Annotated in this window: 16 protein-coding genes; 3 read left to right on the top strand and 13 right to left on the bottom strand. The window is 47.0% G+C overall.

Translation table 11 applies throughout. From position 1 onward, the window contains the following. Positions 1-91 precede the first annotated feature (91 nt). Complete coding sequence (gene smrB / locus HGT71_RS06990) at positions 92-640, top strand: endonuclease SmrB (protein WP_214217144.1); 549 nt, start codon at positions 92-94, stop codon at positions 638-640. A gap of 21 nt (positions 641-661) precedes the next feature. Here the strand turns inward: smrB and sixA are convergent, their stop codons facing one another. The 11 genes from sixA to ccmA form a co-directional block, all read right to left on the bottom strand. Next, positions 662-1,144, bottom strand: coding sequence for a phosphohistidine phosphatase SixA (sixA, locus tag HGT71_RS06985; protein ID WP_214217143.1), 483 nt, complete (start codon positions 1,142-1,144; stop codon positions 662-664). Between the two features lie 213 nt (positions 1,145-1,357). Next, on the bottom strand, positions 1,358-2,137 hold the full coding sequence (gene mlaA, locus HGT71_RS06980) for a phospholipid-binding lipoprotein MlaA (protein WP_099824184.1): 780 nt from the start codon (positions 2,135-2,137) through the stop codon (positions 1,358-1,360). A gap of 20 nt (positions 2,138-2,157) precedes the next feature. Further along, positions 2,158-3,369 carry a c-type cytochrome biogenesis protein CcmI gene (gene ccmI, locus HGT71_RS06975; protein ID WP_214217332.1) on the bottom strand — a complete coding sequence of 404 codons (1,212 nt, stop codon included), beginning with the start codon at positions 3,367-3,369 and terminating at the stop codon, positions 2,158-2,160. Then, positions 3,369-3,827, bottom strand: coding sequence for a cytochrome c-type biogenesis protein (locus HGT71_RS06970; protein WP_244986427.1), 459 nt, complete (start codon positions 3,825-3,827; stop codon positions 3,369-3,371). Before HGT71_RS06970 ends, ccmI begins: the two co-directional genes overlap by 1 nt. Further along, complete coding sequence (locus HGT71_RS06965; protein WP_214217142.1) at positions 3,827-4,384, bottom strand: DsbE family thiol:disulfide interchange protein; 558 nt, start codon at positions 4,382-4,384, stop codon at positions 3,827-3,829. Before HGT71_RS06965 ends, HGT71_RS06970 begins: the two co-directional genes overlap by 1 nt. Continuing rightward, entirely contained in the window at positions 4,381-6,342 is a 1,962-nt protein-coding gene (locus tag HGT71_RS06960) for a heme lyase CcmF/NrfE family subunit (RefSeq protein WP_214217141.1), read from the bottom strand. The genes HGT71_RS06965 and HGT71_RS06960 overlap by 4 nt, the downstream gene beginning before the upstream one ends. Next, positions 6,339-6,818: a cytochrome c maturation protein CcmE gene (gene ccmE / locus HGT71_RS06955; protein ID WP_214217140.1), complete on the bottom strand. Its 480-nt coding sequence runs from the start codon at positions 6,816-6,818 to the stop codon at positions 6,339-6,341. Before ccmE ends, HGT71_RS06960 begins: the two co-directional genes overlap by 4 nt. After that, the gene (gene ccmD / locus HGT71_RS06950) at positions 6,815-7,039 is read right to left on the bottom strand and encodes a heme exporter protein CcmD (RefSeq protein ID WP_214217139.1); all 225 of its coding nucleotides are present in this window, start codon (positions 7,037-7,039) and stop codon (positions 6,815-6,817) included. Before ccmD ends, ccmE begins: the two co-directional genes overlap by 4 nt. Then, on the bottom strand, positions 7,036-7,776 hold the full coding sequence (locus HGT71_RS06945; protein ID WP_214217138.1) for a heme ABC transporter permease: 741 nt from the start codon (positions 7,774-7,776) through the stop codon (positions 7,036-7,038). Before HGT71_RS06945 ends, ccmD begins: the two co-directional genes overlap by 4 nt. 31 nt (positions 7,777-7,807) lie before the next feature. Continuing rightward, positions 7,808-8,464 carry a heme exporter protein CcmB gene (gene ccmB, locus HGT71_RS06940; protein WP_244986426.1) on the bottom strand — a complete coding sequence of 219 codons (657 nt, stop codon included), beginning with the start codon at positions 8,462-8,464 and terminating at the stop codon, positions 7,808-7,810. Continuing rightward, positions 8,464-9,078 (bottom strand): cytochrome c biogenesis heme-transporting ATPase CcmA, encoded by a 615-nt coding sequence (ccmA, locus tag HGT71_RS06935; RefSeq protein WP_214217137.1) that lies wholly within the window; start codon positions 9,076-9,078, stop codon positions 8,464-8,466. Before ccmA ends, ccmB begins: the two co-directional genes overlap by 1 nt. 366 nt (positions 9,079-9,444) lie before the next feature. Between ccmA and HGT71_RS06930 the strand changes: the two genes are divergently transcribed. Then, positions 9,445-10,650, top strand: coding sequence for a diguanylate phosphodiesterase (locus HGT71_RS06930; protein ID WP_214217136.1), 1,206 nt, complete (start codon positions 9,445-9,447; stop codon positions 10,648-10,650). Positions 10,651-10,832: 182 nt separating this feature from the next. Next, positions 10,833-11,354, top strand: coding sequence for a VOC family protein (locus HGT71_RS06925; protein ID WP_214217135.1), 522 nt, complete (start codon positions 10,833-10,835; stop codon positions 11,352-11,354). 42 nt (positions 11,355-11,396) lie between these two features. Here HGT71_RS06925 and yfiB read toward each other — a convergent pair whose 3' ends face one another. Beyond that, positions 11,397-11,876, bottom strand: coding sequence for an outer membrane lipoprotein YfiB (gene yfiB, locus HGT71_RS06920; protein WP_214217134.1), 480 nt, complete (start codon positions 11,874-11,876; stop codon positions 11,397-11,399). Between the two features lie 5 nt (positions 11,877-11,881). Continuing rightward, on the bottom strand, positions 11,882-13,081 hold the full coding sequence (dgcN, locus tag HGT71_RS06915) for a diguanylate cyclase DgcN/YfiN (RefSeq protein WP_214217133.1): 1,200 nt from the start codon (positions 13,079-13,081) through the stop codon (positions 11,882-11,884).

The raw sequence follows: 13,081 nt of genomic DNA, 5'->3' as shown, positions 1-13,081 counted from the left end.
CACCTCTGCTCGGTAATTGATAAGAGAAATTTGATTTTTGATGCATTGCCGTTAAAAATGACAAGATGATAATTCAGTAGCTGGAACGACGATGAGCCGTAAAGCCCCCCTTGATAAAGACGATCTTGACCTATTTAGAACACTGATGGGTGACACGCGTCGTCTCAAACAAGATACCGTCTTGCATCCGCTAGCGAAGAAAATCGAGCGCGCCCTCCCGCAAAAAAGACTTATTAGCGAACAGGTCGATAACAGCCACTATTTTTCCGATGAATACCAGCCATTACTCGCAGAAGATGGCCCAGTGCGTTATACCCGATCCGATATCAGCCCCTATGAAGTTAAAAAGCTCCGTCGAGGTGATTATACCCCTGAGATTTTTTTAGATTTGCACGGATTGACTCAGCAACAAGCAAAAAAAGAGTTGGGTGCGATGATCGCGGCATGCAGGAGGGAGCGTCTTTTTTGTGCGTCAGTCATGCATGGACATGGTAAGCACATACTCAAACAACAAACACCGTTGTGGTTAGCTCAGCATCCACATGTCATGGCGTTTCATCAAGCACCAAAAATGTTCGGCGGGAATGCGGCAATTTTGATGCTGATCGAAGTTGACGAGCTAGCAACGCCCCTCTTTTAATCTTCCGATCAGCATTAACGCTTACATTGCTGTGGCAAGACGTGACGGACTTTCCTGCCAGCATAGGGTGCCGCGCGCCGATTTGGCATCATAGTCGATATGCGCGATACCCGCTGTGGCAAACATAGGTGGGCACTGCTCTGGGCACAGGGTCGAGACTAAGTAGCCGACGAGAGGCAAGTGGGAGATGATCATCACGCTCTCCACCCCTTCTCTCGCTAAGCCTTGAAGATAGTCACCGACGGCTTGTGCATCACCGGATGGCGTCAGCATCTCTAAGGTTTCAACCTCACCACTCGTTGTGACGTTTTCAGAGAAAGCGTTGAATGTCTGTTGCGCGCGCAAAAAAGGGCTGACCAACGTCATATCGAAAGCAGGCTGTTGTACTGCAAGCCAACGAGACATTTGCTGGGATTCGACAACACCGCAATGTGTCAACGGACGTTGCGCATCACTTGCCGCATCGAGCGCTGCGTCGCCATGACGCATTATATAAACATGCATAAAGCACCGTTACTGAAAGGGAAATTGATTCAGCGCCTGTCACTGTCTGCGCGTGAATCTGCTTTTTACCTTAGCTCTCAAACACAGTCAACCCTAGTACGCGCCAATACCCTGCAAATCGCTGTAATCGCGAATAAAAAAAATCCCCTTAAAAAAGAAAAACACCCAATATTGGGCGTTTTTTTGAAATAATGCAGCCTAGTGACCGCTGTATTATTCTGAGTCTATATCTTTTAAATCGCCTTGGATGGCTTGTGCGTTAGGGTTATCTTCAGGTTTCAGTTTGCCGCCATTGGCTAAGAAGTCATAACGCTGGAAGTAGGCATTACGGATAAAGGCATAAGGATCGCTTTGCTGATGTAAGATGCCATCAGAATCGAGTAACTGCGCACGCGTTTCGACGCCTTCGAGTACCCATTTACCCGCTGATAACCAAATTGTTAACCAGCTGAGGGGGGCGTATAGATTATCGACATAGTCACCACCGTCTTGACGGACAGTGAAACTGCCGTAGCCAGGTAGCTCCACATAAGGACCATAACCGACACCATAATGTCCCAGCGTACTACCAAATCCATGGGAGTGTTCGCGGGCGAGTTGCGGATTGGCTTTACCCGCCACATCGATCAATCCCCCTAGACCCAAGGTCGAGTTAAGGAAGAACCGGGTAAAGTGAATGGCAGCCCGTTCGACGTCCCCTTCCAGTAGGTAGTTCACCATCGACGACGGCTCGTCTAAGTTGCCGAGCACATTACTAATTCCGGTACGTGCTGGAACGGGAACATAATCCCGCCATGCTACCGCGACCGGACGAACAATATAGGGATCCAGCACATCATAGTTAAAATTAAACATCTTACGGTTAAACCCTTGCAGCGGGTCACTACGTTGTGACGTCTGCTGATTTTCATCAGGTTTTGAACTCGCACATCCTGCTAAAACTAGCGTGGCTAGACTTAATGCTGCAAGCCGGTAAGAGAGGTTATTTGCCATGTTTCGCACCGTTATTATTTTTAAGGTTCTTGCTGATCAATGATGACAGACAGAGACTGTTTACCGGTAAAGTGAGTCACTGAATTCAAGCCAAACCAATCATCTTTTTGTGGTTTAGCGCTACCATCCCGAGAAATTCGTGCACGTACCTGTAACTGATGTTGAGCAGAAAGGAGCCGCTCAGGCACCATTGCGTTACTGTCATCCAGAACCAAACTCAAAGGAAAATGGCTTGAGGGAATACGTTTAACCGCGACAGGAACAGGTGAGACACCATCGGTTACAGAAATATACAATACACCATTTTGCGGTAACATTCTTTTAGCAGAAGTGCTTAAATCGATATTAACAGTTAGCTGGCTAGTTTGTTGACCCGCATTAGTTTTAGCCTGTTCGATTCCCTTCTCTACGGCATCCCGCTGAGCAGAGCCCGGCGTAAGTTGAGGAAGCAACTGCTGCCAATAGCGGATCGCGTCAGAATATTTCTGTTGCGCAAAGAAATCTGCCGCCAATAACGTCAGTAATCGCGCGTCTTGAGGCTGTTTTGTCAGCATATCTTGTAACAAGAGCTGGGCTTGACGGTTATCTTGTGGGTCAGGCGAACGCACTAATACTTCAGCATAATCGCTTTTTAACCCTGCATCATCGGGTGCCAAACGTAAGGCTCTTTCGAACGCTTGACTGGCTAACTGGCTGTTATTCAATACCATTCCCAGACGGCCCAACATCGCCCAATCTTGTACATTATCAGGGTCCTTCTGTAATGAAGCACGCAATCCTAAGGAAAACTGTTGTAATTCACCCAAGGTGAGATGCTCAGCCTGTGGATTCATTAACCTTTCGCGAAGCTGCGGGTAATCTTGCTCGACTTGGTTCAACTCCATCTGTTGCATTATCCCACCGGTTTTTAAATACATTGCCAGCGAGACGCCGATCACTACCAGAATAATCGGTAGCATTACCCAAGGCTTACCTAATCGTACCGTATGAGTCGTTTTCTCAGGGAGATCGGCTAATAACGAATGCTGTAGTTCTGTCACCAGCTCTGACTTTTCGGTGACGATCCCTTGCGCATCATCCTCTTCGATCTCTTTTAACCGCTGTTGGTAAAAGAGTGTATTCAGTTCATCGCGTAACTGTACGTAGTCGCGTGGTTTCCGGCCAAGGGCAACAGCGATCACGATACAGGCCACTGCCAATATTCCGAATAGCACTAACCATAAACTTCCCATCACTGTTGCTCCTTTTCGGCAATCACTCTCTCTAAACGCTGTTGCTCTTCACCCGACAGCTTGGCGGCTTGGGGTTGGCGTTTGGCACGCAGGAAGATGACAACACCGCCACCGATCACAAACAGCAAAGGCCCCAACCATAAGATAAGCGTTGAAGGGGTAACCGGCGGCTCGTAGGTGACGAAATTACCGTATCGGGCGACCATATAATCGATGATTTGCTGGCGAGATTGCCCCTGCTCCATCAATTGATAGACTTTTTCACGCATATCGGCAGCAATCATCGCCGAAGAATCGGCAATACTGTTGTTCTGACACTTCGGGCAGCGTAATGATTGAGTCAACTCTCGATACTGCTCTTCCTGTTCGACCGATGAAAAGTGATAAGTATCGATCGCCGCCCAAACCGTGGTTGTCAGTAATAGACCGGCGAGCGCCATTAAGCATTGTCTAAACATCAGTGCTGCCCCTGCTGTGAATATTTATCCCACAATGGCTTCACTTCCTGCTGCCAGACGCGTTCATTAATATCGCCGGCATGGCGATAACGAATAATGCCGTGGCCATCGATCAAAAAAGTCTCGGGGGCACCATATACCCCGAGATCCAGCCCCAACATTCCATCGCCATCGTATAAGCTCAATGAGTAAGGGTTACCGAGGGTATTCAACCAGTTGATGGCTTTAGTCCGATCATCTTTATAATTCAGTCCGACCACTCTCACGCCTTGTTCGGCTAAATGGTTCAAGTACTGATGCTCAGCACGGCAGGTCGGACACCACGTCGCCCAGACGTTAAGCAGTAACGGTTTTCCATCGATTAATACCTGTTGATCGAAGCGTTTACCCGGTTCGAACAGCGACTCCAGTCGAAAAGTGGGTACAGGCTTACCTATCAGAGCAGACTCCAACCGCGTCGGATCGTCACCCTGTGCATTTCGGGTTAATTGCCAAAGCAGCGCAGCGGCAAGTAACAGGAAAAGGACTAAGGGAATAAAAAGGATTTTTTTACTCATGATTTCTCTCCTTTTTTCTGGGCTTTTTTCGCAGAGCGATAGCGTGGGTCTGCAATACAGAAAATCCCCCCTATAGCCATAAAGACGCCACCGAACCAGATCCAGCGGACGAAAGGCTTATAGTAGATACGGACGGCCCAAGAGCCATCCTCTAACTCTTCACCTAACGCAGCGTAAAGATCTCGAGTCACCCCTCCGCTGATCGCCGCTTCGGTCATCATCGTTCTCGCTGCTGTGTAGAAGCGTTTTTCAGCATATAACACTGCCTCGGTCTTACCCTGACGCGTCACGTCGATAACCCCGGAGCCGCCGCTGTAGTTCGCGCCTTGCAGAGGTTTTACGCCGCGGAAGGTAAATTGGTAATCATGAATCGAGACACTGTCATCCGCTTTCATCCTAACATCTCGTTCGACACTGTATTGGGTGCTGAAGGCAATCCCTATCACAGTGACGGCTACGCCAAGATGCCCTAATACCATGCCCCAATGGCTGCGAGAGAGCTTTGTTAGCCCTTGCCAAAAACGGTGACGGTGAGTGGCACGCTCGTGTAATTCCATCACCGTCAGGATAACCACCCACAGTGACATCACTAATCCGACCACCGTCATCCCTTGAATACGGTCCTGTAACCACCAAGGAATGATTATCGCGGCTATCAAGGTCACCAGCATAGCCAAGACTAAACGCTTGACTAACTTTTGCGGTTCATCACGACGCCAGCGCACCAGCGGACCTATTCCCAAGAATAAGGCAAAGGGTGCCATCAGCCAGCTAAACATGGTGTTAAAGAATGGCTCGCCAATCGAGATGCTACCCAGCCCGAGTTGCTTGTGAACCAACGGCAGAAGCGTACCGAGTAACACCACTAACATCGCAGCAATCAGTAAAACGTTATTGCCGAGTAAAAATGACTCTCGAGACCAGAGTTGATTATCAACACGACTGCGGACTTTGCCGCCTTTTAAGGCATAGAGTAATAATGAGCTTCCAATGACGATAACAAGGAAAATCAGAATAAACATCCCGCGTGTGGGATCGGAAGCAAAAGAGTGCACCGACACTAGCACACCAGAACGAACCAGGAAGGTCCCTAACAGACTTAACGAAAAAGCAGTAATCGCTAATAACACCGTCCAAGATTTAAAGGTGCCACGTTTTTCTGTGACCGCTAAGGAGTGAATTAACGCGGTACCGGCCAGCCAAGGCATTAGCGAGGCGTTTTCGACCGGATCCCAGAACCACCATCCGCCCCAGCCCAATTCGTAGTAGGCCCATGCTGAGCCTAAGACAATACCGATAGTTAAAAATACCCATGCCGCGGTAGTCCAAGGCCGTGACCATCTTGCCCATGCGGTATCAAGACGCCCAGTCATCAGTGACGCAATGGCGAAGGCAAAGGCCACTGAGAACCCGACATAGCCCATATACAGTAACGGAGGATGGAAAATCAGCCCAATATCCTGCAGCATCGGATTGAGATCGCTACCATCAACCGGGAAGTTGGGTAACGTGCGGATAAAGGGGTTAGAGGTCAAGGTGAGAAACAGCAAGAATCCGAGGTTAATCATCCCCATCACTGCCAATACTCGTGCGACAGAATCTAGCGGCATTTTCCGACTAAAGCAGGCCACGGCAAAGGTCCAACCGCTAAGCATCAACAGCCACAGTAATAACGAACCCTCGTGAGCCCCCCAGGTTGCCGCCACCCGATACCAGACGGGAAGTAATGTATTCGAATTTTCGACCACATACGCAACGGTAAAATCATTCTCAACAAAGGCATTCACCAAGATTAAGAAGGCGGCGGCGATACCTAGGAACAGCGCATAACTGAGTGGACGCGCTAATGCCATCAATCGTAAATTAAGGGTTTTTGCCCCCCAGAGTGGCCAAATACTCAGCACCAGCGATAGCCCGGTGGCCAAGCATAATAGGAAGCTCCCAATCTCCGGCATCATTGGTTATTCCCCGCCTGGGCTACACCCGCTTGTTGGTGATTCTTCTTCATCGCATCCTCAATTTCCGGTGGCGTATATTTCTCATCATGTTTCGCTAACACTTGCTCGGCTTTTATCAGATGGTTAGGCGCTAAGACACCTTGTGCGACAACCCCCTGCCCTTCTCGAAACAGGTCAGGTAAGATCCCGACATAGCTAACCGACACTACCCCATTTGCATCATATAATTTAAAACTTACCGCAAGGGTAGTCTGATCGCGCTTAACGCTACCGGGCATGACCATCCCGCCAACGCGTAAACGTTGTCCTGGCTCTGGGATTTGATGATCTTCCCCTTTACCATTAAGAATTTCGCTCGGGGTATAAAAGAGATCGATATTCGACCGTAGGGCATACATCACTAACGCCGTGGCAATCCCCAGCCCAATCACGATGGCCAATACCGTCATTAACCGCTTACGTCGACGAAGATTCATGGTTTAGCTCCCGCGTTCTGCTTGCGTTTTTTTGCGGCAAGAATCCGCTGCTCACGATCTTGCTTCGTCACGATCATCGTCAATAAGTGACGACGTTGGTAAGCACTGTGCCCCACCAGAACACTCATGACTAATAAGGCTACGCATACCGAAAGCCATACATAAAAGCCATATCCGCCCATCGCCCAAAATTGCGACCAAGAATGAAATGCAGGACTCATTTTTTGCTCTCCTGTTGGGCAATCTCTCTCGCCCATGGCCGATGTTGCTCAGTGAGCAGCAAGAGATTACGTAATCGACTTAACGTTAAGGTGATAAAGAAAAGCAAATAACCTAAGATCGACCAACGTAAAGGGGTACGCATTTCAGGTGCGATAGCTTGTTGTAATAGACCAGAAGAGCCTTGGTGTAAGGTGTTCCACCACTGTACCGAATAGTGGATGATAGGTAAGTTGACCACACCGACTAAAATCAAGATACTGGCAGCACGGCCAGCGGCTCGCCGATCGTCAAAAGCATGATAGAGGGCGATAATCCCCATATAGAGGAACAGCAAAATAAGTTCTGATGTTAGGCGAGCATCCCATATCCACCAAGTCCCCCACATCGGTTTTCCCCAAGCGGAACCGGTAACCAGCGCGATTAAGGTGAAGGCTGCACCGATGGGTGCCATGGCTCTGGCCACTAAGTCCGACATTTTCATCTGCCAAACTAATCCAGTAAAGGCGCTCACCGCCATTGCCGCATAAATACCCATCGACCACATCGCCGCAGGAACATGTATATACATGATGCGATAGCTCTCACCTTGCTGATAATCAGGCGGTGCGAAGATAAAGCCCCACCCCCACCCTAAGGCAAGAGTACATGCCGTGGCGACGGCAAGCCAAGGCAACCATTGGCCACAAAGCCGATATAGCCGATCGGGTTTAGCCAAGAGATGTAACCATTTCCACATAACAATGCTCACTTTATAATTTTGTTATTTTTTACTGCAAACTTACCCGTAACGCTGCGGCAATCGCAAAAGGCGCTAATACGACACTGACCACCAACATGGCGGCCAAAATGGCTAGATAGCCGGAAATTGCTAGACCTTGACTGGCAGCATCTACTGCGCTGCTTGCAAAAATAAGAATAGGAATCGCCAAAGGGAGAACCAAAAGGCTCAGTAATACCCCTCCACGCCGTAAGCCTACCGTTAAGGCAACACCAATTGCCCCCAAGAAGCTGAAGGTGAGCGTACCCAGTAGTAAGGTGAGTACCAGTCCCCACCAGCCGGTAAAATTTAATGATAAAAATAATGAGGCCAATGGCGACAGGATTATCAGGGGTAGACCACTTGTTAGCCAATGTGCAAAAACCTTCGCCAAAACCACCATGGGTAACGGCGTCGGCAGCAATAGCAGTTGTTCTAACGAACCATCGAGGTAATCATCGCGAAACATCCTTTCCAACCCCAATAATGAGGCCAATAGCGCCGCCACCCATACGATTCCAGGCGCAATTCGAGCTAGCAAGGTACTCTCGGGACCGATTCCTAACGGGAAAAGCGTCACGATAATTAAGAAAAACCACAGTGGGTTAATCACCTCTGCGCGATGACGGAAAGCTATTTTAAGCTCACGCAAGAGTATACGTTGCATTATTCTACTTCTCCGCCTAGACGAAGTTTGCGGATCGGCTGAGTCGACGCGGGGAGGTCTTGGTGCGTGGTTAACACGATAATGCCCTGTTGTGCCAAGTGTTGGGTAAATTTTTCATTCAGCTTTTTTACGCCCCACTTATCGATGGCGGTGAGCGGTTCGTCAAGAATCCAAAGTGTCGCATCGGTTAACCATAAGCGGGCCAGCGCCACGCGCCGTTGCTGCCCTGCCGAGAAATTAGCCACTGGCGTGTCTTCGTAACCGGTTAACTCGACTTCTTCCAAGGCCTGATAGATGGCATCACAGGTGGCATTAGGATGATAGAAACGAAGATTTTCATAGGCCGTTAAGACCTGCTTAATGCCCGGTAGATGAGCCAAATAGATCATCTGTTGCGGCCATCCTTCACAGGGTTTACCAATGGAGCAATCCTTCCAAAGAATAGAGCCTTCCTCTGGCCGGCTTAACCCAGTCAATAAACGCAGTAAAGTGGTTTTCCCCGCGCCATTCTCCCCTTCTATCTGCATGATTTCACCCGCAGAGAGCCTGAACGTTAAGTCTTTAAACAAGACACGTTCATCGCGGTAACAGCTGAGGTTGAGGGCTTGCAACATGATTAAATCAGTAATAGGCAATTATAATAGCCGAAACTATACCATAAGGCGTCTGATTGCCGAATCAAGTTTCAGGACAAATGTTACATAAAGGTTTATAAAAACCGTTTCTTTGACGATAAAACCAGCAGTTTTAAAGATTTGTTACGCAATCTAATGCATTAGCGAAAACTCACTTCACACATTTTGCGCAAGATAAAAAATCGCACTACAATTACGGTTTGGAGCAGACACTCTTGCGCCTCAACATCAGGTTGAATAAGGCTCTGTATGGGTAAGCTATTGATTAGTTTTACCAATCATTATCTTATTCGCAAAAAATTTGTTAGAGTGCTAACTAATTAACATCCTTCGTTAGGATAATAAATGCTTACGACCATCATCTATAGAAGTCATATCGGTAAAAATACTTCAGAACCTGAAGTGAAAAAGTTTATTGAAAAGGCTAACCAACGCAACGCTGAAGCAGCAGTAACAGGGATATTACTGTTTGATGGTGAGCATTTTTTACAATTGCTTGAAGGACCCGAAGAGGAAGTTGAGACGATTTATCGCGTAATTTGCGAAGACTCGCGACACTTCTCTTTAACAGAATTACTCCGCGACTATTCAGTTGAACGTCATTTCGGTAATGCCGGGATGGAATTATTCGATCTGCGTAACTATGAGAAATCCGCTGTGCTTGATGCGGTGCTCGCCCGTGCCACATCGAAATTTAAACTCACCTACGATGACCGGACATTACAATTTATTAAGACCTTCGTAGAGTGTGAGAATAAAGCCAGTTATCTTGAATTAAGTGAAAGCGAGCAGTGGCAGTTCGAACTGAACGAACAACCTGAGTTGGTCGCCGAGCACAGCGAGGAATTGCCCTACACCTTTGGTTTCCAACCGGTCATCAACCCTAGCTCTCGTAAAATTTTGAGCTATGAGGCTAAGATGCGGGCCGCCGATGGCCAGTCACCGCTGAAATTCTTCGCTGGCCTGCAGCGTGATGAGATTTATGAAGTCGATCTCGCGTCAAAGCAGACGGCTTTAGAAATGGCTAAAAGTCTGGGGCTAAATGACTACACATTGGTACTGAAACTGCTGCCGATGACATTCGTCAAAAACCCTGAAGCGGTAAGTTTTCTCCTAGCCGCTATCGAAGCTAATGGTTTTGTCCCGCAACAGATTGTTATCTCAATTGCCGAAGATAGCGTAGTCAACGAAGATGAAACCTTTAACGCCGAAATAATGAAGTTAAAGCGCGCTGGAATCCGTCTTGCTATCGACAATTTTGGTGCTGGCATGGCTGGACTGTTGCTACTGACTCGTATCCAGCCAGAATTGGTGATGGTTGACAGTGATATGCTACGTGATGTCCATAAAAACGGCCCGAAACAAGCGATCAATCAATCTATCATTAAAATATGCTCATCGCTTGAAATCCAAGTTATCGCCTCAGGTATCACGCAAATTGAAGAGTGGTCGTGGCTACGTCTCGCAGGCGTTAAAGCATTCCAAGGTGAACTGTTTGCGGGCGTTCTGCCGCGTAAACTTCCCGCCATCAACTGGCCAGTTCGACACTAATCCATAGCGTTAACCCTTATTCCCTTCACTATGGAGGGAATAATAAACGCGTCAGTCCCCCCCTGCCCTTCAATGCAACGAATTTCTCGCCTTACCCTTCTCCGATAATGTTCCGCCTTGTTACGCAGACCATACCTTCTTATGCTAGCCTTAGTAGAGAGTCTTTAAAAAAGGTAATTGTTATGATCAAAGGTATCGAACATATTGGGATAACTGTCGAAGATCCCGATAAAGCAGAACTCTTTTTTAAACACACTTTTGGTGCTGAAGTGCTTCATAGGGTGATCCCGTTTGGGGATGAGAGTAAACATATTCCTGGTGAAAAATTAAGCCCTATTCAAGGCTTTCCTCCCGAACTGGCAATGACATCAGTTACCATGCTGCGCTTAGCAGAAGGTCCCAATATAGAAATTATTGGTGTTAGCCCGGCTGTCAGCAATCAAAACCGCACTATCGGTGATAGCGGATTCAACCATATCTCGCTTTATACCGACGATATCGCCGCAACAGGCGAGAGGATGCGGCAAAATGGTGCCACGATGTTTGAGGGGCCTAATGACTGCTTCGGCAGTGAAGAAGGCGAAGGCAATCAGATTTGGTTTGGTATGACGCCATTGGGCCTGCTTATCGAACTGGTTTCCCTACCCTCTGGCGTAAAGACGGTTTCATCCACCCAGCGTTGGATTCCAAGTAAAGAACAGTAGAATAGAATTACTCGAGGGGACACTTCATCCCCTCTCCCCCCATCAAGGTGCCTCTACCACAATCGCAACACGACGGTTCATTGCTCTGCCCTGGGCCGTCTTGTTATTCGCTATCGGTTTAGACATTCCGTAACCATTCACCGAGACATGACTTGCATCGTCGCCAGTGCTGCTCATCCATACCTGTGCGACGCTTTTTGCACGCAGATATGAAAGCTGCTGGTTATAGTCGGCCTTGCCATAATTATCAGTATGACCATTAATCGCCACATGGGAAATACCGACTCTCTTCAAATTATTGGCGATTGACGTGATTTTTTGACGACTCTCCGGGGTGAGTTTGTATTGCTCAATTCCGAATAAAATTTTATCGTTAAGTCCCAATTCCCACCGAGAACCTAAGTACTGAAATCCTTGCTGCTGCAGCGTTTTCTTTTGCGCCGCGTTAAAGGGGCCATCAGTTTGGCATCCTGACAATAATAATGTCAGAGCTAAAGAAAATCCTATTAACATAACTCGCATATCATTTACCTTTCCGTTTTTTTGTTCCGATACATATGAGAATCTGCTCTCAATAATATGTCACTGACTTCTTCATCCTTGTTCGCCAAGGTGAAACCGATCGTCAACGAGAAAGAAACCGTTTGGCCGTCAGCAATCTCTATTGGCGACTGGAATCTCTCATGTAGCCCCGAAATAAAGGCCTCCACTTGATGATCGCTTTCCATTTCAGACAGAATCATTGCGAACTCGTCTCCGCCCAATCGTGCGACGCAGTCCTCACCTTTCACCAAGATTTTTAATCTGTTACCGACTTCCTGTAACACCTTATCGCCTGCGGCATGGCCCCATGTATCATTGATTTGCTTAAACTTATTTCCATCCATAAATAAGATGTAAAAAGAAGGACAAGGGCCATTCTCACTTAACATAAACTGTAACTGACTGATGAACGCGGCACGATTATCAAGCCCGGTCAGTGAATCTCGGTAAGCTTTAATGGCTAATGATTTATTTTCATGGACGAGATCGCCATTAAGTCTTTCTATTTCGCTGATGAGGCTATTAACATTATCAGAGAAATTTTGAAACTCTTTCAAAGAATTATCTGGTAAACGCTTTGTAAAATCCTTGGTATGGATGACATGATTTATCTTTGTCGTGATTTGATTCATCGCAACCAAGATCTTTCTGTACATAATAGAACTCAATACGAAAGAGAATAGAAATATCAGCACCATTCCAATCGTTAAAATTAACACTGAGTAGAGAATAAAATTAAACAGGTAACTATCATTCCCAACAATAAATAACCAGCCCACGACCTGCTGGTCATGAATAATTTCAATTTTCTTTTTATTTGGGTAGAGCCAACTATGAAGATAACTCCAGAAATATGACATCTTTTGGCTATGTTCCCAACGCGCAATAACGTGGCCATCTTTTGCATAAAGTACCGCAGAGTCAAACATTTGCTGTTGACCTAATGCATTGATTTTACGACTAGCGTTATAGCTATCTTCAAAAACGGTTGCGGCGATTAAACTGCTGCTTAAACTGGTCGAAAGCAAATCCATATTACGTTGTTCGTAATCTTTTATAAAATAGATTGCCGTCGAAAATAATAAAACCCAACAGGCGAACAGATTTAAAAGTGAATTGAGCAAACTCACCTTTCTAATTTTCTTTCTAATTGAACTTTTCGATTTTCTTTTCAGATGGAGCAT

It is taken from the genome of Rosenbergiella epipactidis (genome assembly GCF_018494055.1).
Classification (GTDB): Bacteria; Pseudomonadota; Gammaproteobacteria; order Enterobacterales; family Enterobacteriaceae; genus Rosenbergiella; species Rosenbergiella epipactidis.
This window is presented reverse-complemented; position numbering and strand designations above follow the sequence as displayed.